The following is a 23,696-nucleotide window of genomic DNA, read 5'->3' as shown; positions in this document are numbered from 1 at the left end:
CCGTCGAGGGCGATGGTGGCGATGCGACCTGCTGGTGGCTCGGCGGTCCGAGTGCCGCACCGGGGCCGGATCATCGCGTGATCGCCCCGACGAACGACCGGTTGTGGCGGAGCCTCCCGAGAGCCGCGCCTCCCGCTTGGCGCGTTCATCAGCGAGCACCCATCGAGGTCCCGCCGCCCGGCAGTGCTGCGCCCCCCTCGCACGCTTCGTGAGGCGCCGGCGACCGGGCCCTTCTCGGGTCGGCCGTGACAGCTGAGTGCGCAGGTCGGTCGATGTCCACCGCCCGTGGGGCGCGGGCGGGGAGCGCCTGCCGACGCTGACGTGGACGAGTTCACGTCACGTGCTCCTCCGAGGTGTGGCGGCGGGCCAGGTCAGTCGGTGCCGGTGGGCCGAGGCGCGGGCTACCCGGCCGCTTGCACGGGTGCCGGCCGGTCCTGGCATGGCGGCGTCCGCAGGTGCCCCGGCTCGAGACGGCCCGATGCGCGCCGTTACAGGCCCCGTCGCAGGTGGCGGTGGAGTGAGTCCAAGTTGTTACTTGCCTCGCATCCCTATCGAACGCTAGCGTGGCACGTCGCTGTGACCCCCCTCACTCCACTCACTTATCGGAGACAATCCATGTTGAAGCCGACCCGACGCGGGCTCGCGGTCATCGCGTGCACGATGACCGTCGCCTTGCTGGGCACCGCCTGTGGTTCCGACGACGACGAGTCGTCCGGGGATTCCTCGTCCGGGAATTCGTCGTCCGAGGGCAACGCGGTCATCGATGAGGCGACCGCCAACGTCGAAACACTCGCGAACCCCGAGGACTTCACGGTCGAGCCGCTCTCGGGTCCGGTCCCGCCGGGCAAGGTGGTGGCGCAGGTGAACTGCACGATCCCGCAGTGCACGCCCGGCGCGATGCAGGAGCCGGTCGAGGCCCTCGGCTGGACGCTCGAGAGCTTCGACTACGACATCACCAAGGGCACGCCGGACTATCTGCGTGCCGTCGATGCGGCGCTCGCCTCCAAGCCGGACTATCTGGCGATCAACGTCACGGGCAGCCCGGACCTAATCTCGAGGCAGCTCGAGCAGGCGCAGGCCGAGGGGATCCCGGTCATCGCTTCGGGTGCGGAGACCGCGCCGGGGATCGCGCTCATGGTGAACGGCCCGAACGCCTTCATCGATGCGGGGACGAACCTGGCGGACGTCGTCCTGGCCGACGCAGGTGAGCCCGTCGACGTCGCGATGCCGTTCGATCCCGTCTACGGCGTCTTCGTGGGCATGTCCCAGGGAATGGAGGACCGTCTGGGAGAGGCCGATGCGGGCTTCGAGCGGATCGATGTCAGCCTGGCCCAGCCGGCAGCGACGAACGTCTCGGCGATCGTCAACTACCTCAAGGCCAACCCCGACACGAAGTACCTCGCGTTCGCGGGGACCGCGTTCTACCCCGGTATCGACCAGGGCCTGCGAGCCGCCGGCCTCTCGGACTCGGTGAAGCTGGTCATGGGCTTCCCGTTCCCGACGGACCTGGAGTCGATCCAGGACGGTGCGTGGGTCGGCGTGGTCGCAGGTGAGACCACCCACCAGTGGCGGCAGGTCGACGGAATGGCTCGCCTGGCCGTCGGCGACCCCATCGCGGACCCGGAGCCGTCGAACGCGTTCCAGCTCGTGACGCAGGAGAACGCGTCGGAGGAGCGGTTCGACCCGCCGAACTACGCCGATGCCTTCCAGGAGGCCTGGGGCGTCTGATCGGACTGGCCCGCGCGGTCGCGCTCTGTGCGCCGCGCGGGTGACCGACGTTCGCTCCGGAAGGTCATCATGGTGGCCCGGCCCGATCGGGCCGGGCCACCTCGGGCGTCATCGCCTACCGGCGGGCGCACGGCAGCAGGTCGCACGCGGGGACCCCATCGCGGACCCGTCGCCGACGAACGAGTTCCGGACCCTGACGCCGGAGAGCGCGTCGGAGGAGGCGTTCGACCCGCCGAACTACGTGCACGCCTTCACGGAGGCGTGGGGGGTCCGACCGGAGCGTCCCCGGGCCCGGCGTCTGCACACCGCCGACGCCGGGCCCGGGGAAGTCCCTCCTGCACGACCCCGGTGGGGCCCGGAGGCTGGTCCTGAGCCACTCGACGCATCGCCGACCCGCACATCTCTCCCGGCCGGCCAGACCTCGGCGGCCGGGCCAACGGTCCATTGCCAAAGCCACTAGCGAGCGCTAGCGTCACACCACCGTTGTGACGGGCTTCACGAAGACCCAGGAGAACTTATGTCGACCACGGTCGCCGACAGACCAGCGGCGCTGAGTGTCCGAGGACTCTCGAAGACGTTCCAGGGCCAGCAGGCGCTACGGCAGGTCGCCCTGGACCTCCAGCCCGGCGAGATCCACTGCCTCTTGGGCCAGAACGGCTCCGGCAAGTCCACTCTCATCAAGATCCTCGCCGGCTACCACACCCCGGACCCCGGCTCCGAGGCCTCGGTCTTCGGTACCGAGGTCGAGGTGGGGCCGCACATGGCCGAGAAGAGTGGACTGCGGTTCATCCACCAGGACCTCGGGATGATCGACAGTCTCTCGGTCGCCGACAACATGTCGTTGGGTGGCTCCTTCCCGGGGCGCTTCTGGCTGTCGGACAGACAGCACGTCCGCCACTCGCAGGCGATCCTGGACTCGTACGGGGTGAAGGTGGATGCGGCGGCCACGATCGGGGAACTGAGCCTGGCGGCGCGCACGTTGGTGGCAGTCGTCCGCGCCCTGCACTTCGGCCCGGCGAAGGACGCGATCCTCGTCCTGGACGAGCCGACGGCGGCGCTCGCCGAGGCGGACAAGCAACTCCTCTTCACGCTGCTCCGCGAGGTGCAGGCCCGCGGGCAGACCATCCTCTACGTCACCCACCTCCTCCAGGAGGTGTTCGAGCTTGGTGACCGGGTGACGATCCTCCGGAACGGGAGTGTCGTCGCCACCCGTCCGCTGGCGGGACTGGACCACGACTCCCTCATCGAGCTGATCCTCGGGAGGAAGTTGGAAGCCCTCTATCCCGATCACGAGGAGTCGGCGGGTGTGGCGGTGTTGCAGGCCGAGCACCTCGCCGGTGGCAACGTCAAGGACCTGTCCCTCTCCGTCCGGGCCGGCGAGATCGTCGGGGTCGTCGGGTTGATGGGCAGTGGTGCCGAAGACGTCCCCCACCTCCTGTTCGGTTCCCGGCCCCGAGCGGCAGGCGTCGTTCGGGTGGACGGCCGGGACGTCCCGCCGGATGCCCCTGCCGCCTCCATCAGAGCCGGGATCGCCTTCAGCCCTGGTGAGCGGAAGCGGTTGGCGGTGCTGGGGGAGTGGTCGGTTCGCGAAAACATCACGCTGCCGCGGCTCAAGGGCCTGGGCCGGCTCAGGTGGATGTCCCGCCGTGCCGAGGGGCGCGACGTGGCGCCCTATGTCGCCAAGTACGGCGTGCACCCGAGGGATCCCGAGATGCGCCTGGCGTCCCTGAGCGGCGGCAATCAGCAGAAGGTGGTCATCGCCCGGTGGATGCGCAGCGGTGCGCACGTGTTTCTGCTCGAAGAGCCGACGGCCGGTGTCGACGTGGGGGCCAAGCGCGCGATCTACGACGCGATCCTCCAGGCCGCTGCCGGCGGTTCCGCCATCCTCCTCATGACGTCGGACTTCGACGAAGCCGCGTCGATGTGTGATCGCGTCCTGGTCCTCCGGGACGGCGTCCTGGGTGCCTCCGTGCCGCGCGCCGAGGCTACGACCGATCGTCTCCTCGGGGAATCCATCTCCCGTTCTCGCAGTAAGGACAGCCTCCATGTCTAGCTTGGAAACACAGGAAGCGCCGGCCAGGGAGACTCTCCAGGACGACGCTGCGACGTCTCCGCGCCGGCCGACGGGCGTGGCACGTCTGCTCGCCGGGGCGCAGCTGAACAAGTTCAGCGGACTGCTGATCCTCGCCGCGCTGATCATCGTCTTCGGGCTCCTGCGGCCGGAGACGTTCCTGACATTGGCGAATGCGCGGTCCATCCTCGCCACGCAGGCAATCGTGGCCGTGTTGGCGATCGGCCTGCTCTTCCCGCTCGCCGCAGGGGCCTTCGACCTGTCCGCTGCCCAGAACCTCGGGTTCAGTGCGGTCTTGTGCGGTGTCCTGCTCACGAAGCAGGACCTGCCGGTACCGCTGGCGATTCTCGTCACTCTCGTCGTCGGTGGCGTGATCGGGGCGTTCAACGGCTTCCTCGTGGCGGTCATCGGCATCGACAGCTTCATCGCGACCCTGGGCACCACGTCGCTGTTGCTGGCGGGATCGCAGATCCTCGCCGAGGGGGCGTTCATCGGTCCCCTGGACGACTCCTTCCTGGCCATCACGGACCAGAAGGTCTTCACGCTGCCCATCATCGTGCTCTACGTAGCCGTTCTGGCTCTGCTCGCCTGGTACGTGATCGAGCACTCCCCGCTGGGCCGCCGCATCTACGCGACGGGCGCGAATCCGGAAGCCGCCCACCTGTCGGGTGTGGCGACGAAGCGGCTGGTCTTCTTCTCGCTCGTCACCTCGGCCGTCGTCGCGTCCGCGGCAGGCGTGCTGCTCGCCTCGACCCTGGGTTCGGTGAGCGAGTCCATCGGGCCGGAGTACCTGCTGCCCGCCTTCGCAGCCGTCTTCCTCGGCACGACCCAGCTCAAGCCGGGTCGGTTCAACGTGGGAGGGACGCTGATCGCCATCCTCCTGCTGGGAACCGGTGTTGCCGGCCTGCAGCTGTTGGGCGCGCCGATCTGGGTCACGGCCCTGTTCAACGGCATCGCGCTGATCGTTGCTGTCGGAGCGGTGCTGATGGTCAAGCGGGTCCAGGAGCGTCGTGCCGTGCGCAGGGCCGCGCAGGCCGCGCGTCAGGTCGCGGCGTCGACGCCCGTCGCCAGCACGACCGCCTAGAGGGCCGAGGGTGGCACTCGACGGCTCCCCCGGGGTCATGACGATCTGACCCCGGGGGAGCTCACTGCCGCCTACGGCGGGTCGGCAGACGGCGCAGCGGCCGAGCTGCGCCGCCGCAGAGGGCCGGGAAGCACGACGAAGAGACCTCACCCCCCACGCGGACACGCCGCGCGGCACAGAGACCCCGGAACACGAGGAGATCGCAGTGGGACGACTCGAGGGCAAGGTCGCCTTCATCACCGGCGCGGCACGCGGCCAGGGGCGGTCGCACGCCGTCCGGCTGGCCCAGGAGGGCGCCGACATCATCGGGATCGACCTCTGTCGAGACCTGGAGACCGCGGCCTACAGCGGGCCCGACGAGGCTGACCTCGCGGAGACCGTGCGGCAGGTGGAGGCTCTCGACCGGCGGATGGTCGCCCGGGTGGCCGACGTCCGCGACCTGTCGGCGCTGGAGGCAGTCGTCGACGAGGGCCTCTCCCAGCTGGGGCACATCGACATCGTCCTCGCCAACGCCGGCATCTCGACGCTCGTGCCCGGGCACCTGATGAGCGAAGAGGTCTGGGACGAGACGATCGGCATCAACCTCACGGGCGTGTGGAAGACGATGCGCGCCACCATCCCCGGGATGCTGGAGCGGGGACAGGGTGGCTCCATCGTCCTGACCAGCTCGACCGCGGGGATCTCGGGCATCGGGAACACCGCCCACTACAGCGCCGCCAAGGCCGGGCTCGTCGGGCTGATGGAAGCGTTCGCGATCGAGCTGGCGCCGCACATGATCCGCGTCAACACGGTCCACCCGTCGACCACGGACACCCTCATGATGCGGAACCAGGCGACCTTCGACCTGTTCGCCGGCCATGCGGGCGCCACCGAGGAGGAGGTGCTGCCGACGGTGCGTGCGATGAACGCGCTGCCGATCGCGTACCTCGACCCGATCGACATCAGCAACGCCGTCCTGTTCCTCGCCTCGGACGAGGCGCGGTACATCACGGGGACGAAGCTGAAAGTCGACGCCGGCGGCACCCTGGTCTACAAGATGGCCCATCCGCCGCAGGCCTGACCGGTCGCCGGGTCCGGTCGGCGGACCGACGAGTGCGGGCCGGGACTCCGAGAGGACTCCCGGCCCGCGCCGTCGTGCGTGCGACCTAGCGGCCCTTCCACTCGGGCCGGCGCTTCTCGGCGAAGGCGCGGGGCCCCTCGCGGTAGTCCTCGGTCTTGCGGAGCTCCGCGAACTCGCGCGCGGATCGCTCCCAGCTCGCCGCGTCCGTCGGAATCTCGTCGCCGTCGATGCCCATGGCGAGCCGCTTCGTCGCCTGGACCGCCAGCGGGGAGTTCAGGGCGATGCGATCGCCGAGCTCGACCGCGGCATCGATCAGCTGCTCGCGGGGCACCACGCGGTTGACCAGGCCCAGTTCGAGGGCCCGCTGCGCGCTGAGCGCATCACCGGTGAAGAGCAGCTCCATGGCGATCTTCCTGGGGAGGTGCTGCGGCAGGCGGAACGCGCCTCCGGCCCCGGCCATGAGTCCCCGCGTGACCTCAGGCAGCCCGAACGTGGCCGAGTCGGCGGCCACCACGAGGTCGCTGGCCAGGGCCATCTCCGTGCCTCCGCCGAGCGCGAACCCGTTGACCGCCGCGATGATCGGCTTGCTGATCACGTGCTTGACGAAGCCACCGAAATGCCACTTGTCGAACTCCTCCTGCGACGCGTGGGTCGACTCCCCACGTGCCGCGGCCTTGAGGTCGACGCCGGCGCAGAACGCTCGGTCTCCCGCGCCCGTGACGATGACCACCCGGACCCCCGGATCGTGTGCAGCTCGCTCGAGGGCGGCGCCGAGCGCGCCCGAGAGTGCCGCGTTCATGGCGTTGAGCGCCCGGGGCCGGTTCAACGTGAGGATCACGTTGCCTCCCCGACGCTCTTCGATCAGCACCGGCTCGACGTCGGACTCCGTCTGAGGGTTCAACTCTGGTCCTTTCGGGAGAAGTCCTGCCGGCAGCACGGGCGCTGGGACGCGATCGCCGTCTTGACCGACGACTAGCGATCGTACGCTATTGCGGTGACCTACGTTACTCATTACGGTCGGGTGATCGCCTCGGAGGCGGTCCAGGACAGGTGAGTGCTCGCGCGACGAGACGTGCGGAGCTGCTCGGGTCGTCGTGCTGCGAGAGGGGCTGAGCGGTGTCCACGATGGTGAAGGGCTGCGCCGGATGAGCGCGTTCGGTGCGATCGCCGGCCTGGGGATGACGGCCATGGGCAAGGTCTACGGGAGGTCGGCCGAGGACTTCGCCGACGAGGCCGTGACCAGTGCGTGCGAGGACGCCGGGCTCGCCCTCTCCGACCTCGATGGCCTGCTCGTGAACGCCGGTGCGATGAAGGGGGTCAACCTCCGGCTGTCCAAGCGGCTGGGACTGCGTGACCTTCGACTGGCAGCCGACGTGCAGTCCTTCGGATCCTCGGCGGGCGTCATGGTGCAGACGGCCTGTCTCGCGATCGCCGCCGGCATGGCCACCACGGTGGCGTGCGTCTTCGCCGACGACCCGCTCAGCGAGGGAGTCGCGACCGGTGCGAGGTACGCGGGAAAGGCCGATCAGCTGTCGGGTCTCGGCGCCCTCCCGGTCGCGGTCGGGCTGCGGGGAGCCGTGGCCGGGTACGCCATGGCCGCTCGCCGGCACATGACCGTCTACGGGACGACGAGCCTGGACTTCGCCGAGGTGGCGGTGTCCGCGCGGTCGTGGGCGGTGATGAACCCGCATGCGCAGATGCGCAAGCCGCTGACGGTCGACGACCACCAGCAGGCGCGCATGATCGCCGAGCCGTTCCGGCTGTTCGACTGCTGCCTGGTCTCCAACGGAGCCGTTGCCGTCATCGTCACGTCGGCCGACCGGGCGCGGGACCTCGCCCAGCCGCTCGTCACGATCACGGGCATGGGGCAGTCGCACCCCGACTACCCGATGGACGGCCGGAGCAGGTTCGGCCTGACGACCGGCGCCGTGGAGTCAGGCAGGCAGGCGTACGAGATGGCCGGTGTCACCGCCGAGGACATCGCGTTCGCCGAGCTCTACGACTGCTTCACGTTCACGACCCTGGTGAGCGCCGAGGACTACGGCTTCTGCGCGAAGGGTGAGGGTGGCGAGTTCTTCCGCTCCGGGGCCGCGAGCCCGGGAGGCCGGTTGCCGATCAACACCGGTGGAGGGCAGCTGTCGGGGTACTACATGTGGGGGATGACGTCGCTGTCCGAGGCCGTGATGCAGGTCCGCGGCCAGGCCGGCGAGCGACAGGTGTCCCGCCACGATCTCGCTCTGGTCAGTGGCAACGGCGGCACGTTCGACGACCACTCGACTCTCATCCTCGCGAACGCGGAGTGACGGCATGAGCCTGTTGGCCCTACAGCGGGACGCCTGGTCGGCCCCGTTCTTCGACGCCGCAGGGGAGGGGCGGCTGCTGATCCTCCAGTGCGGAAACTGTCAGCGGTTCTCGGCGCCGCAGGCCCGACACTGCGGTTTCTGCTCGTCCACGCAACTCGCCTGGGTCGAGTCGGGAGGCAGGGGCGAGGTCATCACCTGGACGACCCCGCATCGCCGGGAGAACGGGACCACGGCAGCGGCCTACGTCGTGGCGATCGTGCAGCTGGACGAGGGGCCGTGGATGTACGTCCACGGAGCCCCGGATGTCGCGCTCGTCGCGGGACAGCGGGCGTCGATCACCTTCACGGCGGTCGCCGACGGCGAGCCGCTCCCGGTTCTGGGGGTCGACTCCTAGCGATCAGCCCCGGGGGAGGGGCTCGGCGGACCGGAGCTCGAGTTCGCCCGAGAGCGGCGGCGATCATCCGACAGCGATCAGAGGAGAGCGTGATGGACATGAAGCGCATGGAGTACATCGGTGTCGTGGTCGACAACCTCGAAGAGGGGGTGCAGCGATTCTCCGAGGTCTTCGGCTACGAGTTCGACATCGTCGACACCACGACGATCGACATCCAGGTCACCGAAGGGGACCTCCCCGATGCGAAGGCTCCTCAGGGGGGCATGCGGCTGGCCCTCGACAAGTCGGGTGTCTTCGAGCTCGTCGAGGTGGCCGGGGCGGAGGAGGGCTTCCGCAACATCCACTTCCGAGTCGACGACATGGACGAGGCGATCGCCGAGTTGTCGAGCAAGGGACTGCGTCTCCTGCGCCGATTCGTGGTCGGGGGCATGAAGGAGGCGATCTTCAACGCCGACGACATGTACGGGATCCGCGTCTGCCTCCTGGAGTACGAGGGGCCGAGCGTCGCGGCCGCGATGCTCAACGGCTGAGTGCCCTGAGTGCCCTGAGCGGCGGGTGGCGGCCTGCCGGTCAGCACGGAGACCGATCCGTTGTGACGGAAGGGACGAGTATGGCCGACCACGACGCAGATCTCGCGGCACTTCGCCGACGGGTCGAGCGGCTCGAGGACGAACTTGAGATCCGCGAACTCCTGTCGACCTACGGATACCACGCGGACTCCGGCCGGGACGAGGACTACCTCCACCTCTGGACCGAGGACGGGAGGATGAACCTCTCGACCGCGGACCAGCGGGGCCCTGCCTATCGGGGCATCGTGGAGTGGGTCGGGAAGGACGAGCTCCGCGCCTTCATCGAAGACGAGCAGGGGCACCACATGGAGGGCTTCTACGGGCACAGCCTCCACGTCCAGGGCAACAACGTCTCCATTCGCGTCGACGGTGACGAAGCCGTCGCCTTGACCTACTCCCTCCTCCTGCACCAGGTCGGGGCGGAGGTGCGCACCCTGGGCGCCGGCGTCAACCGGTGGCTGTTCCGCCGCGTCGACGGACGGTGGCGCATCCACGAACGACGGCGTCGTGAGGTGGGGCATCCGGAGACCGCGGATGTCCTCTCGTGGCCTGACGGCGGCAGCTGACCGGGTACATCGCCCAGCCGCTCCTCGCAGGATCGGCCTCCACTACCTCGAGGAGTCGTCCGTGAAGGTCGGCCTGCAGTTCGACATGCGCAATCCGGCTCGGTGGAGGCGGGATCCCGTCCGCTTGCACGCGTTCACCCTCGAACTCATCGAGGAGGCGGAGCGGCTCGGCATCGACTCGATCTGGGTGTCCGAGCACCATCGGTTCCCCGACGACCACGTCGCCTCACCCATGACCTTCCTCGCGGCCGCAGCCGCTCGGACGACGCGGGTGCGGCTCGGTACGGCCGTCGTCGTCGCCCCGCTGCATCATGCGGCGGAGCTCGCGGAGCAGAGCGTCATGATCGATCTGCTCTCGAACGGGAGGTTCGATCTGGGCCTGGGCGCCGGCACGAAGTACCGCATGCCCGAGTACGAGCTCTACGGGGCCGATCCCGAACGGCGGAACACCCAGACGGACGAGCGGGCGAGGCAGGTGCGTGAGCTCCTCAGCACCGGCGGCGTCACCCCCGGGCCGGTGCAGGACCGACTGCCGATCTGGATGGGCTATCTGGGTCCGCAAGGTGCACGACGGGCGGGTCTGCTCGGCGAGCGGTTGCTCTCCGGCGACGCCCGCAACTGGGAGCCGTACCGCGAGGGACTGCTCGAGGCCGGCCACGACCCGGCGCAGGGCCTGATGGCCGGATCCGTGAACGCGTGGGTCACGGATGATCCCGAGAAGGACTGGCAGACGGTCCGGTCGCATCTGGCGTACCAGCTGGACACCTACAACGAACAGATGGTGGTGGGGACCGACCGGCCGCTCCCGCGGCCGGTGGACCCGGAACGATTCCGGGCGGGACCGCCCGTCCTGTTGAAGTACTTCTGGTGCGAGATGCCCGAGACCATCGCCTCGAACATCCGCACGTACACCGGTGGCGCACCGGTGGACACCATGTTCATCTGGGCCTCCCTGCCCGGGATGTCCGAGGACATGGGGCTGCGTCATGTGCAGACGATCTGCACGGAGCTGGCGCCACGTCTGGCTGACCATCGGCCGGAGAACGAGCCGCTGACGGCCCCTCCGATCAGCTGAGCCGCTCGACCGAGGGTCGGTCATCTCTCGGCCAGAGGCCCATTGCCCTCACGGATCGGCCGACGCTCCTAGAGAAGGTCTGGAAGATGAACGAGCGCGAACTGGAAGGCAAGTGCGCCCTCGTGACGGGCGGGTCGCGCGGCATCGGCCGAGCGCTGGTCCTCGCGCTGGCCGAACACGGCGCAGACGTGGCATTCACGTATCACTCGTCCGCAGCCGAGGCGCACGCCGTGGCCGACGAGGTCGAACGGCAGGGCGCGCGCGCCAAGGCCTACCGGTCCGATCAGGGCGATCCGGCTGCGGCGAAGCCTCTCGTGGCTGCCGTCATGGACGACTTCGGTCGGTTGGACATCCTGATCAACAATGCCGGCGTGGCCGTCACGCAACGCCTGGGCGACGGCGATGACTATGCCGCGCTCGACCGGATGTGGGCGATCAACACCATGGGCGTGATCGCGAGCATCCGGGCGGCGGCGCATGTCATGTCCGACGACGGGCGCATCATCACGATCGGATCGCTGAGCGGCACTCGCGCGAGTTCGGCGGGGGCGGCGGACTACTGCGGCAGCAAGGCCGCCGTCGCGGGCTACACCCGTGGCGCGGCACATGATCTCGCTCCGCGCAGGATCACCGTCAACATCATCGAATCAGGGATGATGAGCACGGACATGGCGCACAACATGCGCGAAGCGGCGAAGGCCAAGATCAGCGCGGCGATCCCGCTGCGCCGCTTCGGCGATCTCAGCGAGATGAGCGCTCTCGTCACCTTCCTGGCCAGCTCGGCGGCGGCGTACATCACCGGGGCGACGCTGTCGATCGACGGCGGCCTGTCGGCCTGAGCCTGCGGAACCAGCCGTCCGCCGGCGGCGGTCAGCCGGCCGGACGTCGTCCGGTCCCGCACCGAGCCGGTGCCGGGTGACCGACCCGCGTGTCTACGAGAGGAGTGGCCATGGCCGGACGTGTGGAGGGGAAGGTCGCCTTCATCACCGGCGCCGCCCGGGGCCAGGGGCGTAGCCACGCCATCCGGCTGGCTCAGGAGGGCGCCGACATCGTCGCCGTCGACATCTGCGAGCCGATCGACGGCGTGCCGTATCCGCTCGCCACGGAGGAGGACCTCCGGGAGACCGTGCGCTCGGTGGAGGCCCTCGACCGCAGGATCGTGGCCCGCAAGGCGGACGTCCGCGACCTGGGGCAGCTGCAGGCAGCGGTGAGCGAGGGGGTCGACCAGTTCGGCCGGCTCGACATCGTCTGCGCCAACGCGGGGATCAGCGGCCGACTGGACGGTTCCCGGGACCCCGAGCTCCGTGTGCGGCGGTTCGACGAGGTCGTCGCGGTCAACCTGTCCGGCGTCTTCCGGACGATCGAGGCGACCAAGCGGGCCGTCATCGACACCGGTGAGGGTGGGTCCATCATCATCACCAGTTCGCTCGCCGCCCTGCGGACCCTCGGCGGTCCGGCGGGTTACGTCGAGGCCAAGCACGGCGTCGTCGGGATGATGCGTGGCTACGCCACGCAGCTCGCCCGGCATCGGATCCGGGTGAACAGCGTCCATCCGACCAACGTGCCGACCCCGATGCTGCTGCACGACGAGTTGTACCGCGTCTTCCGCCCGGACCTGGAGAACCCCACGCAGGCGGACGCCGAGGTGGCCATGGCAGGGATGCACCTCTGGCCACTTCCCTATGTGGAGGCGGTCGACATCAGCAACGCCGTGCTCTTCCTGGCCTCGGACGAGGGTCGGTACATCACCGGGGTCGCTCTGCCGGTCGACCTGGGGGCGGCCATCAAGTAGGCCGCAGTAGGCCCTCTACGACGACGTGGGGTGAACGCCTTCGCGCGGCCACGGTGTAGCGCAGGTCACCGATGATGGCTATGCTAGCCAGCGCTAACTAGGCATCGTCGGCCCGGTGTGGTCTTGCTGCTCGGGGTCCGTCCACCGGGTCTCGAGCTGCACGCCGAGGCGGAAAGCGAGCGAGGATGACCGGCCCCACCCACGGCAAGTTCTCCGCCGACGATCTCGCGGCGATCGAGGAGATCAAGCAGCTGAAGGCGGCCTACGCCTACTGCGTCGACAACAAGGACTGGAAGCGGTGGGCGTCTCTGTTCACGACGGACGCGCGAGTCGACGAGAGCGAGTCCGGTGTCGCACGGGACCCCTTCACCGGCGAGCGCGTTCCCGTACCGGGCTTCTCGCTCGAGTACCTCGATCAGCTGTTCGCCTTCGACTGGCCGCTGGTCGGACGAGAGGCCATCCAGTCGTTCGGCGAGACGATCGCGGTGAACAACCGCACCGTGCACCACCTGTTCGTGCCGGAGATCGAGCGGACGTCGAGCACCTCCGCGAAGGCGATCTGGCCGATGGAGGACTACGCCTGGTGGCCGGAGGGCTCTCCCGTTCGGTTCATGCACGGCATGGGGTACTACCACGAGACCTACGAGCGGCTGGACGACCAGCGGTGGTACATCAAGACCATCGACTTCGCCCGCTCGTGGATCGAATGGCGCTGACGACGCGTCGAGGAACGCCCCGCTCGGCGGACTGCGGGCGGCCGTGACGGCGGAGGTCGGTGACCGTCCCAGCAGCTGCTCCCAGCCGGGCGGCAGCGGCGATCCGCGCCGGCCGGTCGGTCCGGTCGCGAGACCAGTGGCGAGGACGACCGAACAGTGGCTCGGCCTCGGCGTGAAGGAGGAGTGATGCAGAGATTTCCCATGCACGTCGACGGTGGAGACCGGCTGCCCGCCTCGGGGGAGTGGTTCGAGACGGAGGACCCCTACCAGGGCAGTGCCTGGGCCGAGGTCGCGCGCGGCGGAGGGTCGGATGTCGACGCCGCCGTGACGGCGGCGCACCAGGCCCTGACTCGGGGTCCCTGGTCGACGCTCACCCATACGGCCCGGGGGCTCGTCCTGAACAGGGTCGCGGACGGCATCGCTGCGAACATCGATCGCCTCGCCGAGCTCGAGGTGCGCGACAACGGCAAGCTGCTGGCCGAGATGCGGGGACAGGTCGCGTACCTGCCCGAGTGGTTCCGCTACTACGGCGGGCTGTCGGACAAGATCGAGGGCACCGTCATCCCGATGGACAAGCCCGGCTACTTCACGTTCACGCGGCGCGAGCCGCTCGGCGTCGTCGCCATCATCACGCCGTGGAACTCCCCCCTGATGCTCCTGGCCTGGAAGCTCGCACCGGCGCTGGCCGCCGGGTGCACCGTCGTCATCAAGCCGTCGGAGTTCACGAGTGCCTCGACGATCGAGCTCGTCCGCGTCATGGAGGCGGCGGGGCTCCCGGCAGGGGTCGTCAACGTCGTGACCGGCTTCGGTGCCGAGGTGGGTGCGCCGCTCATCGAGCACCCCCTGGTGCGGAAGGTCGGGTTCACCGGCTCGGACACCACGGGTCGCCACATCGGTGCACAGGCGGCCCGCAACCTCAAGCGCTTCACCCTCGAGCTGGGTGGGAAGTCCCCGAACATCGTCTTCGGTGACGCCGACCTGGACGCCGCGGTGAACGGTGTGGTGTCGGGGATCTTCGCCGCCACCGGCCAGAGCTGCATCGCCGGATCCCGCCTCCTCGTCCAGTCCTCGGTGCACGACGAGGTGGTCGAGCGGGTCGTCGCCATGAGCCGGACGGCCCGCATGGGCAACCCGATGGACGCCGAGACCCAGGTCGGGCCGGTCACCACCCGTCCGCAGTACCAGAAGGTCCTCGACTACATCGGCGTCGCGCAGGCCGAGGGCGCCACGCTGGCTCTGGGTGGCCGTCCCGCGGACAGACCCGAGTGCGGGAACGGGTGGTTCGTCGAGCCCACGATCTTCACCGGCGTCGACAACGGCATGCGGATCGCGCAGGAGGAGGTCTTCGGGCCGGTGCTCGCCGTCATCCCGTTCGACGACGAGGACGACGCCGTCCGCATCGCCAACGACTCGCTCTACGGCCTGGGCGCCGGCGTGTGGACCTCGGACATCGGGCGGGCATTCCGGATGAGCGAGCGGATCCAGGCCGGCACCGTCTGGGTCAACACCTATCGGGCGGTAAGCTTCATGGCACCGTTCGGTGGCGTGAAGGACTCGGGCATCGGCCGCGAGAACGGCATCTCCGCCGTGGACGAGTACCTCGAGACCAAGACGGTCTGGATGAACACCGGAGCGCCGGCCGGGAGTCCCTTTGTCATGCGGTGACGGCCGCGGGCGGTCGCTTGACGGCATCCTGCGGTTGCGAGAGCATCGGCTCACATCGCCGCTCTAACGAGCGTTCGACATGCCTGCCTTCGCGAAGGGGCACGCGCCGGTCCGTGAGGTCGCAGCAGAGAGAGGACTCATCGATGAGTTTCCGCCAGTCCGCCGAGAGCATCGCCAGGATCAACGCCACGCTGGCCAACAAGCGCCTGAGCGGTGAGCGTATCGAGGTCGCCTTCCGGAGCGACCCGGACGTCATCGCGTCGGTGCTCCCGGCGCCGCTCGTGCCGAGTGGCAATGACCGGGTGACCGTCCGCGTCACGCGCTGGGTGACGAACTACTGCGGCGCCTTCACGATGGCCGGGCTGTACGTCGACGCTGCTCACGACGGTCTGGATGGCGAGTACATCCTCTCGATGTTCATCGACACCTACGACGCCGCCCTGTTGATCGGACGCGAGGGCTTCGGCGAGCCCAAGAAGATGGCGTCGATCGACCTCTTCCGGAGTGGGAACGGCTTCGTCGGCACGGTCGACCGCATGGGCACCCGCTTGATGAGCTTGAACGTCGCGACCGGTGAGGACGAAGGTCCCAGCGAGGGGAGTGGGGCTCTCTACTCCATCAAGGCGACGCTCGCTCTCGGGGGCGGACTGGTGGATGACGCGCTGCTCATGGGTCAGGAAGTTCACGTGAAGAGTTCGGAGAACCGTCGCGGTCCGGGTTCGGTGAAGCTCGGCGGGACGCCCCACGATCCGCTGGACGAATTCCCGGTGCTCGAGGTCCTCGGCGCGTCGTATGCGGTGTCGGACATGGGGGAGACGCGTCCTCTGCGCGGAAAGCACGTCCAGGCCGTCATCCCGGCCGAGGAATTCCTCCCCTTCCACTACGGCCGCCTGGACGACTGGAGCGCGCACGACCTCCTCGGCCCGCTGGAGAGCGGCAAGGCCTGACCTCCCGACGACCGGTGGGCGGCCGGCGCGGTCGTCGGGCCCCGGAGTCGACCGGACCTCGCGCGTCGGCAGCACCCCTTCTGGAGATGGTGACCATGGCAGTAGAGACGTTCGAGCCCGCCCAGGCGCGACCGGTTCCGCAGGCGGGCCTGATGATGGACTTCCCGCTGACCGTCCACCACGTCCTCCGGCGGATGCAGACGATCCACGGCGCCAGCAAGGTCGTCACCCTGGTGGATCCGGAGACGGGTGCGGTCACCGAGCGCGAATTCCGCGACGTGGTCGCGCGCGCCGGCCGGCTGGCGCACGCGCTGGAACGTCTCGGGGTCCGCCCGGGGGACCGGGTCGCGAGCCTCGCGTGGAACAACGCCCAGCATCTCGAGGTGTACCTGGCCGTGATGTGCATGGGGGCGGTGCTGCACACCATGAACCTCCGCCTGCACGGGGACCAGCTGGCCTACACCGTCGAGCACGCCGGGGACGGCGTGGTGATCGTCGAGAGCTCGCTGGGCGGACAGTTGGCCGAGGTCCTGCCGCAGCTGCCCGGCGTCCGGCACGTCGTCGTCATCGCCGAGCCCGGCGAGGAGTGCCCGGAACTGCCCGACGCGCTCGACCTCGAGGCCCTCCTGGCGCAGGAGAGCTCGCACTTCCCGTGGCCGGAGATCGACGAGCGCTCGGCTGCAGCGCTCTGCTACACCTCGGGCACGACGGGTGACCCCAAGGGGGTCATGTACTCTCACCGGTCGATCGTCCTGCACGCGCTCGCGATGGCGGGTGCCGACGTGTATGGCATCACCAGCCGGGACCGGGTGCTGGCGCTGGTGCCGCTCTTCCACGCGATGGGCTGGGGCCTGCCCTTCGTGTGCGGTCTCGTCGGGAGCGACATCGTGATGCCGGGTAGGCACCTCAAGCCGGCTCCGCTGGCCCGGCTGATCGAGGCGCAGCGGACGACCTGGTCGGCCGGGGTCCCGACGCTGTGGCTCGACCTCCTCCACCACCTCGACAGCCTCCCGCAGGGCGAGACTCCCGACCTGTCGTCCCTGCAGACGATCCTCTGCGGCGGGACCGCCGTCCCCGAGACCCTCGTCCGGGAATACGACAGCCGGTTCGGCGCCGAGATGATCGAGGGGTGGGGGATGACCGAGATCTTCCCCGGCGCCACCGTCGAGCGGGCCGATCCGGACGACTCCGCGGTCGAGACCGGCGCGCGCCGCAGGAGTGCCGGCCGGATCTCGCCGCTGTACGAGCTCCGCCTCGTCGGCGACGAGGGCACCGTTCTCCCTCACGACGGTGTCGCCGTGGGGAACGTCGAGGTCCGCGGTCCGTCCGTGGCGAGCGGCTACTACCGCGCGCCCGCGGCCACCGCTGCCGCCGTCCACGACGGCTGGCTCCGCACGGGTGACGTCGGGACGATCGACGGCTCCGGCCACCTGCGCATCACCGACCGCGCGAAGGACGTCATCAAGTCCGGTGGTGAGTGGATCTCCTCGCAGGACCTCGAGGGCGAACTCATCGCCCACCCGGCGGTACGCGAGGCTGCCGTCATCGGCGTCGCCGACCCGCGGTGGGGTGAGCGGCCGCTCGCCTTCGTCGTGCTCGCTGCGCCGGTCACCGAGACGGAACTGAAGGAGTTCCTCTCCAGCCGGGTGGCGCGATGGTGGGTGCCCGAGCACTTCCGGATCGTCGAGCAGATCGCTCGGACCACGACGGGCAAGTACGACAAGAAGATCCTGCGTTCACTGGTCGACGACGACCAAGGGTGACCCGGTCGTCGCCCGACCGACCAGCCCCGTGAGGCTCCGAACGCCGTGACCTCAGCCCGCGGGCGCCGTGACCTCAGGCTGCGGCGGGCTTCGAGACGATCCGCACGGCGTAACGGGTGTACCTGTTGGCGATGTCGGCAGCCGACAGCGGGCCCTTGTCGCGGTACCAGTCCAGGATGCCCCCGAGCATGCCGAGGAGGGCCAGCGACGTGAGGTGGCTGTCGTCGACGTCGAAGACGCCTTCGGCGACCCCGTCCTTGATCAGGCCCTCCAGCACCTCGTTCACCATGTTCCGCCGCTCCAGGTACTTCACGCGGAAGTCGGGGCCGAGGAACCGCGACTCGTCGTGCAGCATCGCCAGGTCGCGGCGATGGGTGTAGTGCAGGGCGACCGAGCTGATGAAGTTCTCGAACCTCTTCTGGACGTCGGTGCCGGCTTCCTCGAGGCATGCGTGGCCATGGGCCCAGAAGTCGTCCATGGCGATGTCGAGGAGGGCGAAGAGGAGGCCCTCCTTGTTGCCGTAGTGGTAGTAGAGGGTCGGCATCGTGAGCCCCACTTCGGCCGCGATCTTGCGGACCGTGGTCCCGTGGTAGCCGTCCTGCTGGAAGTGGGTCAGCGCCGCGGCGAGGATCGGAGCGATGGGCGGGTCGGGGTACGTCCGCCAGTCGAAGTCGGTCGGCACTGCGTCTACGGCGGTCATGTCGGCTCCATCGCGTCTGTCCCTCGACGCAGTGGCCGCTTAACGAGCGGTCACTACATGAATGGCCCACTGTAACGGCTCAGAAGAGTGTTCGGCGACAGGGAGTGTCACATCCCTCCGACGGGTGGGGTCGGCGCAGAGACCGAACCGCTGGAGTCCGGCCCCCTGTCGTCAGAACCGGAGAGGTCGGCCGCGCACCGGCCTGGACCCAGCGCGAAGCTGCCGGCGGCGCTCGGGCCTGCTTGACGGGCTGCGTCTGTCATGACACGTTAACTAGCGCTAGGTACCGGCACGGCCGTCGGGCGAAGTCGGGACTCCTCGGGACCCGTCGAGCCAAGGTTCGGTCCCCGCGACCAAGAGCAGAGGGACGTGGATGAGCGACTTCGTACTGAGCAGAGTCGAGGGACACGTCGGCTGGCTCACGCTGAACGACCCGGATCGACTGAACCCGGTGACGTTCGCCAGGATCGCGGAGATCACCGCGGCCGCCGAGGCCATGTCGCTTCGCGACGACGTCCATGTCGTGGTCGTCACCGGGGCCGGCCGCGCCTTCTGCGCGGGCGCGGACCTGTCGGGGAACGACACCTTCCTCACGCAGGACAGTCCGCCGGCGAGCGGGTCGGTGGCCGAGGGCTCCGGGCTGTGGACGCTCACCGCGATGCGCCAGCCCGTGATCGCCATGCTGAACGGCGCGGCGGTGGGCTACGGGCTCGAGCTGGCGGTGCAGGCCGACGTGCGGATCGCGGCCGCGAGTGCCCGGCTCGGGCACCCGGCGGTCAAGTTCGGGACCATCACGGACACGGGTGCCGCGACGTGGCTGCTCCCTCGCCTCGTCGGCTGGGGTGTGGCGGCGGAGGTGCTCTACTCGGGCTCGCTGTACGGGGCCGCGGACGCGCTCGCCATGGGCCTGGTCAACCACGTCGTGCCCGACGACGAACTGCACGAGTTCACCACGCGGATGGCTGTGACGATGGCGGCGAACTCGCCCTGGGCGCTGCGGACGACGAAGGAACTGCTCTTCCAGGGCCTGCAGGAGTCGGCGCGCGCGAACATCCTCCAGCAGTCGATCAAGGTGAACGAGGGCGATCCCACCTACGACCCCTCGCCGCACCTGGCACGCTTCAGGAAGTGAGCCGCCCGCCGGCCTTGGCGAGGACCGATCGGGCCCGGACGGCCACCGCCTCGTCGAGCATCTGACCGTCCAGGGCGACGGCCCCAGCGCCGTCCGCGACCGACGCGTCGAGGGCCCCGAGCACTCGTCGGGCCCACGCGACCTCGTCGGCGGAGGGGCTGAAGATCCGGGTCGCCTCGGCGACCTGAGCCGGGTGGATCACCCAGGTGCCGTCGAGCCCGAAGGCCCGGGCGCGCTCCCGGTCCCGGAGGAACGGGGCGTCTGCCGCGGTCGAGAGCCAGGGACCGTCCAGTCCCACACGTCCGGCGGCGCGTACGGCCGTCACGACCTGGTGCCGCACGGCGTCCCACAGCGTCGGGTCCCCCCCGGCGTCTCGTCCGAGGTCGGCACCGAGGTCGGCGTATCCGACCACCACGGCCCGCACGAGCGGGCTCGCGGTGACGACGGCGTCGAGATCCCGGAGCGCTGCCGCGGTCTCCACGAGGACGTCCAGGGACACCTCAGGCAGACTCGTGGACCGATCGGCCAGGGCTCCACGGACCAACCGGTCGATGAACCCGACGTCCGCTGCGGACTCGACCTTGGGGACCACCAGGGTGAGCCGTCCCGGAGCGGCGGCGACCATCTCGAGTACGTCGTGGTGGCACCAGCGCGTCCCGATCTGGTTGATCCGCACCGCCACCGCTCTGCCCGGGCCGGCCCGTAGGACCTCTGCCGCGCTCGCTCGGGCCGCGTCCTTGGCCGAAGGAGCGACGGCGTCCTCGAGGTCGAGGACGACCTCGTCCGCCGCGGTTCCCAGCGCCTTCTCCACCTTGCGGGAGTCGGAGGCCGGGACCACGAGGCACGAGCGAGGGATGCGGTGCGTCTCGCCGAGCTCGGACGTCGTCGTCGGCATGGCGTGGTTCATGACGGCTTCGGCGCGAACTCGGCGCGGAGGGCGGCGTTGTCTGCCCCCAGCGCGGGCACCGGACCCATCGCCGGCTCGCGGCCGGCCACGGTGACGGGTGGGAGGAGGGCCTGGATGGGACCGCCCGCGGTGTCGACGTTCCGCCAGCGGTCGCGGGCCTGGAGCTGTGGGTGCTCGAAGAACTCCGCGGGCGTGCGCAGCCGGGCACAGGCGATCCCGACATCGTCGAGCTTCTCGACGGCCTCGTCGGCTGTCCGTCCGCTCCATGCGGCCTCGATCAGCGGGGTGATCTGGTCGTTGTTCTCCACCCGCTCGGTGTTGTGGGCGAAGCGGGGGTCGTCGACGAGATCGGGACGGCCGAGCACCTCGCGGCACACGAGGGCCCACTCGCGGTCGTTCTGGACGCCCAGGAACACCGCCGAGCCGTCACCGGTCCGGTAGGGGCCGTACGGGGCGATCGAGCTGTGTCGTGCCCCGGTCCGCTGCGTGGGTCGGCCCCCGTACACGGAGTAGTACGCCGGCTGCATCATCCATTCCCCCAGGGCGTCCAGCATGGCGACCTCGATGGTGCTGCCCAGACCGGTGCGGGTCCGCTCGTAGAGGGCCGTGAGGACGCCGGTGTAGGCGTACATGCCCGTGGCGATGTCCGCGATCGAGATCCCGACCTTGGCCGGCTCGTCGGGGCTCCCGGTGGCGGAGACGATCCCGGCCTCGCACTGGACGAGCAGGTCGTAGGCCTTCTTGCTGCGATAGGGGCCCGACGACCCGTAGCCGGAGATGGAGCAGTGGATCAGCTCGGGGCGCCGGGACCTGAGCGTCTCCGCGTCGAGCCCCAGGCGGGCCACGGCCCCCGGGATCAGGTTCTGCAGGAGGACGTCGGCCTCGTCCAGCATGGCGTCGAGGACCGCGCGGTCCTCGGGTGCCTTGAGGTCGAGCTCGATGCTCTCCTTGCCCCGGTTCAGCCAGACGAAGTAGCTCGCCTCACCGTTGACCGATCGGTCGTAGTCGCGGGCGAAGTCGCCCGCACCCGGCCGCTCGACCTTGATGACCCGCGCGCCGAGGTCGGCGAGCTGGCGCGTCGCGAACGGGGCGGCGACGGCCTGCTCGAGCGAGACGACGGTGATTCCGTGGAGGGGCAGCACAGTGGAGTCCTCAAGGGGAGGCGGGGGAGGGGGTCGTGGCGGCCGCCGGAGCCGGGGCCGGCATCAGATGGGCGCGCTCTCGACCACCTGACGGGCGATGACGCCCCGGAGGATCTCGTTCGTCCCCTCACCGACGATCATCAGCGGTGCGTCGCGGAAGTACCGCTCGACGTCGAACTCCGTCGAGTAGCCGTACCCACCGTGGATCCGGACGGCGCTGAGCGCGATCTTCATCGCGGTCTCCGACGCGAAGAGCTTCGCCATGCTGGCTTCCTTGTCCGCGCGGGCGCTGGACTCGTACCGCCTCGCCGCGTACTGGGTCAGCTGCCGTGCCGCCTCGAGCTCGGTGGCCATGTCGGCGAGGTAGTTGCCGATCGACTGGTGCTGCCAGATCGGCTTGCCGAAGGACTGGCGCTCCTGCGCGTACCGGACCGAGTCGTCGAGTGCGGCCTGCGCGACCCCCAGTGCCCGCGACGCGACCTGGATCCGCCCCATCTCGAGCCCGCGCATCATCTGGGCGAACCCGCGCCCCTCCTCGGTCCCCAGGAGGGACGAGCGGGGGACCCGGAAGTCGGAGAACGCGAGCTCGCACGACTCGACGCCCTTGTAGCCGAGCTTGGGAAGGTCGCGCGAGACCTCGAAGCCGGGCCCCTTCTCGACGAGGAGGATGCTGATCCCCTTGTGGGCAGGACGCGCGTCGGCGTCCGTACGGCACAGCAGCGCGATGAGCTGGGACCTCCGTGCGTTGGAGATCCACGTCTTGGAGCCGTTGATGACGTAGTCGTCGCCGTCCGTGCGCGCGACCGTGCGCATCGCCTGGAGGTCGGACCCGCCGCCGGGCTCGGTGAGGGCCATGGTCGCCCGGACGTCGCCGGTCGCCATGCGGGGCAGGTACGTGGCCTTCTGCTCGTCCGTGCCGTAGGCCAGCAGGAGCTTGGCGACGACGGTGTGCCCGCCCATGGCGCCGGCGAGGCTCATCCACCCGCGGGCGAGCTCCGCCGTCACCGCCGCGTAGCAGGGCGCGCTGACGGCGACCTCGCCCCAGGGCTCCGGGATGGCGAGGCCGAAGATGCCCATCGCCTTCATCTGCTCGATGAGGTCTTCGGGATAGGTGTTGGCGTGCTCGAGTTCCTGGACGACCGGCTTGACCTCACGGTCGACCCAGGTACGCACCAGCTCGATGACGGACAGCTCGTCGTCGGTGAAGTCGTTCATCACTGCGCCTCCTGGCGGTACGTGGCTGTTGCTTCCATGGCGAGGGAACCGCTGCCCGAGGTGGCCCACAGGGTCGCCGCAGTGCCGGCACGGCGGCCGTTGACCGTGAAGGCGTCGGGGCTGAACAGGGGCGACCGCGCCCGGTAGTCGAGCGCGGCGAGCCGGTCGCCCTGGCTCTCGGCGAGATCGGCGAGGAGCGTCGCCAGGAGCGGTCCGTGCACGACGAGTCCGGGGTAGCCCTCGACGTCACGGGCGTACTCGACGTCGTAGTGGATCCGGTGGCTGTTGAAGGTCAGCGCGGAGTAGCGGAACAACGCGGTGCTGGCGAACTGCCAGGTCCGCGAGAACTCCGGGTCCACCGGCGCAGGCGCGGCGGCGCCGCCGGTCTCTGCGGTCAGCTCGCGGTAGACGATCTTCTGCGTCTCCGCGACGGCCAGGCGGTCCCCGACGCGGAGCTCGTGCTCGACGGTGACGAAGTAGAGGGGGCCGCTGCGGCCGCTCTTCGCCGTGATGTCGCTGATGGTGCTCACCCGCGTGGCGGTCTCACCGAGGCGCAGCGGCTCGTGGAACCGCAGGTCCCCGGCGGCCCACATGCGGCGCTCGAGCGGCACCGGCGGCATCACGATGCCGCGGGCGGGATGGCCGTCAGGCCCGAGCCTGGAGCTCTCGACGAAGTCGTGGAAGTACAGCCAGTGCCACGCGGGCGGCAGAGCCTGTCCCGCGACGAACGTCGGAGGGCGGTCGAGGGTCACGGCCATGCGGTTGGCCTGGTCCGGGTGGAGGTGGGCCGTCGACGTGGACGACCGGCCCGTCCACGTCGTCCAGTCGGCCGCAGCCGCGTCGTCGTCGTGGTCGGACACGAGCGCC

Annotated in this window: 22 protein-coding genes; 16 read left to right on the top strand and 6 right to left on the bottom strand. The window is 69.7% G+C overall.

Annotation, left to right across the window (positions count from 1 at the left end; all coding sequences use genetic code 11):
• Window positions 1–672 precede the first annotated feature (672 nt).
• The 4 genes from BMY88_RS03900 (at window position 673) to BMY88_RS03885 (ending at window position 5,943) form a co-directional block, all read left to right on the top strand.
• The gene (locus BMY88_RS03900) at window positions 673–1,728 is read left to right on the top strand and encodes a sugar ABC transporter substrate-binding protein (RefSeq protein WP_170860953.1); all 1,056 of its coding nucleotides are present in this window, start codon (window positions 673–675) and stop codon (window positions 1,726–1,728) included.
• 517 nt (window positions 1,729–2,245) lie between these two features.
• Window positions 2,246–3,781 (top strand): sugar ABC transporter ATP-binding protein, encoded by a 1,536-nt coding sequence (locus tag BMY88_RS03895; protein WP_091940405.1) that lies wholly within the window; start codon window positions 2,246–2,248, stop codon window positions 3,779–3,781.
• A gap of 76 nt (window positions 3,782–3,857) precedes the next feature.
• On the top strand, window positions 3,858–4,883 hold the full coding sequence (locus BMY88_RS03890) for an ABC transporter permease (RefSeq protein WP_170860952.1): 1,026 nt from the start codon (window positions 3,858–3,860) through the stop codon (window positions 4,881–4,883).
• 205 nt (window positions 4,884–5,088) lie between these two features.
• Complete coding sequence (locus BMY88_RS03885) at window positions 5,089–5,943, top strand: mycofactocin-coupled SDR family oxidoreductase (protein WP_091940401.1); 855 nt, start codon at window positions 5,089–5,091, stop codon at window positions 5,941–5,943.
• Between the two features lie 85 nt (window positions 5,944–6,028).
• Here BMY88_RS03885 and BMY88_RS03880 read toward each other — a convergent pair whose 3' ends face one another.
• On the bottom strand, window positions 6,029–6,844 hold the full coding sequence (locus tag BMY88_RS03880; protein ID WP_244524432.1) for an enoyl-CoA hydratase-related protein: 816 nt from the start codon (window positions 6,842–6,844) through the stop codon (window positions 6,029–6,031).
• Between the two features lie 244 nt (window positions 6,845–7,088).
• Here BMY88_RS03880 and BMY88_RS03875 point away from each other — a divergent pair, with 244 nt between their 5' ends.
• The 11 genes from BMY88_RS03875 to BMY88_RS03830 all read left to right on the top strand — a co-directional run bounded on the left by BMY88_RS03875 (window position 7,089) and on the right by BMY88_RS03830 (window position 17,733).
• Window positions 7,089–8,246 (top strand): thiolase family protein, encoded by a 1,158-nt coding sequence (locus BMY88_RS03875; protein ID WP_091940397.1) that lies wholly within the window; start codon window positions 7,089–7,091, stop codon window positions 8,244–8,246.
• Window positions 8,247–8,250: 4 nt separating this feature from the next.
• The gene (locus tag BMY88_RS03870; protein WP_091940395.1) at window positions 8,251–8,640 is read left to right on the top strand and encodes a Zn-ribbon domain-containing OB-fold protein; all 390 of its coding nucleotides are present in this window, start codon (window positions 8,251–8,253) and stop codon (window positions 8,638–8,640) included.
• 92 nt (window positions 8,641–8,732) lie between these two features.
• The gene (locus tag BMY88_RS23235) at window positions 8,733–9,170 is read left to right on the top strand and encodes a VOC family protein (RefSeq protein WP_139220391.1); all 438 of its coding nucleotides are present in this window, start codon (window positions 8,733–8,735) and stop codon (window positions 9,168–9,170) included.
• Between the two features lie 80 nt (window positions 9,171–9,250).
• Window positions 9,251–9,775, top strand: a complete 525-nt coding sequence (locus BMY88_RS23230; protein ID WP_139220390.1) for a nuclear transport factor 2 family protein — start codon at window positions 9,251–9,253, stop codon at window positions 9,773–9,775.
• 61 nt (window positions 9,776–9,836) lie between these two features.
• Window positions 9,837–10,850: an LLM class flavin-dependent oxidoreductase gene (locus BMY88_RS03860; protein WP_091940393.1), complete on the top strand. Its 1,014-nt coding sequence runs from the start codon at window positions 9,837–9,839 to the stop codon at window positions 10,848–10,850.
• An 86-nt stretch (window positions 10,851–10,936) separates the two neighbouring features.
• The gene (locus BMY88_RS03855; RefSeq protein WP_091940391.1) at window positions 10,937–11,689 is read left to right on the top strand and encodes an SDR family NAD(P)-dependent oxidoreductase; all 753 of its coding nucleotides are present in this window, start codon (window positions 10,937–10,939) and stop codon (window positions 11,687–11,689) included.
• A gap of 110 nt (window positions 11,690–11,799) precedes the next feature.
• Complete coding sequence (locus tag BMY88_RS03850; RefSeq protein ID WP_091940389.1) at window positions 11,800–12,642, top strand: mycofactocin-coupled SDR family oxidoreductase; 843 nt, start codon at window positions 11,800–11,802, stop codon at window positions 12,640–12,642.
• A 185-nt stretch (window positions 12,643–12,827) separates the two neighbouring features.
• Complete coding sequence (locus BMY88_RS03845; protein WP_091940387.1) at window positions 12,828–13,358, top strand: nuclear transport factor 2 family protein; 531 nt, start codon at window positions 12,828–12,830, stop codon at window positions 13,356–13,358.
• Between the two features lie 186 nt (window positions 13,359–13,544).
• The gene (locus BMY88_RS03840) at window positions 13,545–15,023 is read left to right on the top strand and encodes an aldehyde dehydrogenase (RefSeq protein ID WP_091940384.1); all 1,479 of its coding nucleotides are present in this window, start codon (window positions 13,545–13,547) and stop codon (window positions 15,021–15,023) included.
• 143 nt (window positions 15,024–15,166) lie between these two features.
• Complete coding sequence (locus BMY88_RS03835; protein ID WP_091940382.1) at window positions 15,167–15,970, top strand: acetoacetate decarboxylase family protein; 804 nt, start codon at window positions 15,167–15,169, stop codon at window positions 15,968–15,970.
• Between the two features lie 95 nt (window positions 15,971–16,065).
• Window positions 16,066–17,733 carry a long-chain-fatty-acid--CoA ligase gene (locus BMY88_RS03830; protein ID WP_211435478.1) on the top strand — a complete coding sequence of 556 codons (1,668 nt, stop codon included), beginning with the start codon at window positions 16,066–16,068 and terminating at the stop codon, window positions 17,731–17,733.
• Window positions 17,734–17,806: 73 nt separating this feature from the next.
• Here BMY88_RS03830 and BMY88_RS03825 read toward each other — a convergent pair whose 3' ends face one another.
• Complete coding sequence (locus BMY88_RS03825) at window positions 17,807–18,433, bottom strand: TetR/AcrR family transcriptional regulator (RefSeq protein ID WP_091940380.1); 627 nt, start codon at window positions 18,431–18,433, stop codon at window positions 17,807–17,809.
• Window positions 18,434–18,806: 373 nt separating this feature from the next.
• On the opposite strand from BMY88_RS03825, the gene BMY88_RS03820 reads away from it, so the two are divergent.
• On the top strand, window positions 18,807–19,565 hold the full coding sequence (locus BMY88_RS03820) for an enoyl-CoA hydratase/isomerase family protein (protein WP_091940378.1): 759 nt from the start codon (window positions 18,807–18,809) through the stop codon (window positions 19,563–19,565).
• Here BMY88_RS03820 and BMY88_RS03815 read toward each other — a convergent pair.
• From BMY88_RS03815 to BMY88_RS03800, 4 genes are all read right to left on the bottom strand, one after another.
• Window positions 19,555–20,472 (bottom strand): HpcH/HpaI aldolase/citrate lyase family protein, encoded by a 918-nt coding sequence (locus BMY88_RS03815; RefSeq protein ID WP_211435477.1) that lies wholly within the window; start codon window positions 20,470–20,472, stop codon window positions 19,555–19,557. The genes BMY88_RS03820 and BMY88_RS03815 overlap by 11 nt on opposite strands.
• The gene (locus tag BMY88_RS03810) at window positions 20,469–21,614 is read right to left on the bottom strand and encodes a CaiB/BaiF CoA transferase family protein (RefSeq protein WP_091940376.1); all 1,146 of its coding nucleotides are present in this window, start codon (window positions 21,612–21,614) and stop codon (window positions 20,469–20,471) included. Before BMY88_RS03810 ends, BMY88_RS03815 begins: the two co-directional genes overlap by 4 nt.
• A 63-nt stretch (window positions 21,615–21,677) precedes the next feature.
• Window positions 21,678–22,829: an acyl-CoA dehydrogenase family protein gene (locus BMY88_RS03805; protein ID WP_091940374.1), complete on the bottom strand. Its 1,152-nt coding sequence runs from the start codon at window positions 22,827–22,829 to the stop codon at window positions 21,678–21,680.
• Entirely contained in the window at window positions 22,829–23,689 is an 861-nt protein-coding gene (locus tag BMY88_RS03800) for an HTD2 family dehydratase (protein WP_211435476.1), read from the bottom strand. Before BMY88_RS03800 ends, BMY88_RS03805 begins: the two co-directional genes overlap by 1 nt.
• Window positions 23,690–23,696: the final 7 nt, after the last annotated feature.

The organism is Trujillonella endophytica, from assembly GCF_900110555.1.
Lineage (GTDB): Bacteria > Actinomycetota > Actinomycetes > Mycobacteriales > Geodermatophilaceae > Trujillonella > Trujillonella endophytica.
This window is presented reverse-complemented; position numbering and strand designations above follow the sequence as displayed.

Coding starts and splice junctions, on each gene's coding strand:
- BMY88_RS03895 (WP_091940405.1), top strand. CDS start 2,246: ATGTCGACCACGGTCGCCGACAGACCAGCGGCGCTGAGTGTCCGAGGA.
- BMY88_RS03875 (WP_091940397.1), top strand. CDS start 7,089: ATGAGCGCGTTCGGTGCGATCGCCGGCCTGGGGATGACGGCCATGGGC.
- BMY88_RS03870 (WP_091940395.1), top strand. CDS start 8,251: ATGAGCCTGTTGGCCCTACAGCGGGACGCCTGGTCGGCCCCGTTCTTC.
- BMY88_RS23235 (WP_139220391.1), top strand. CDS start 8,733: ATGGACATGAAGCGCATGGAGTACATCGGTGTCGTGGTCGACAACCTC.
- BMY88_RS23230 (WP_139220390.1), top strand. CDS start 9,251: ATGGCCGACCACGACGCAGATCTCGCGGCACTTCGCCGACGGGTCGAG.
- BMY88_RS03855 (WP_091940391.1), top strand. CDS start 10,937: ATGAACGAGCGCGAACTGGAAGGCAAGTGCGCCCTCGTGACGGGCGGG.
- BMY88_RS03850 (WP_091940389.1), top strand. CDS start 11,800: ATGGCCGGACGTGTGGAGGGGAAGGTCGCCTTCATCACCGGCGCCGCC.
- BMY88_RS03845 (WP_091940387.1), top strand. CDS start 12,828: ATGACCGGCCCCACCCACGGCAAGTTCTCCGCCGACGATCTCGCGGCG.
- BMY88_RS03840 (WP_091940384.1), top strand. CDS start 13,545: ATGCAGAGATTTCCCATGCACGTCGACGGTGGAGACCGGCTGCCCGCC.
- BMY88_RS03835 (WP_091940382.1), top strand. CDS start 15,167: ATGAGTTTCCGCCAGTCCGCCGAGAGCATCGCCAGGATCAACGCCACG.
- BMY88_RS03830 (WP_211435478.1), top strand. CDS start 16,066: ATGGCAGTAGAGACGTTCGAGCCCGCCCAGGCGCGACCGGTTCCGCAG.
- BMY88_RS03825 (WP_091940380.1), bottom strand. CDS start 18,433: ATGACCGCCGTAGACGCAGTGCCGACCGACTTCGACTGGCGGACGTAC.
- BMY88_RS03820 (WP_091940378.1), top strand. CDS start 18,807: ATGAGCGACTTCGTACTGAGCAGAGTCGAGGGACACGTCGGCTGGCTC.
- BMY88_RS03815 (WP_211435477.1), bottom strand. CDS start 20,472: ATGAACCACGCCATGCCGACGACGACGTCCGAGCTCGGCGAGACGCAC.
- BMY88_RS03805 (WP_091940374.1), bottom strand. CDS start 22,829: ATGAACGACTTCACCGACGACGAGCTGTCCGTCATCGAGCTGGTGCGT.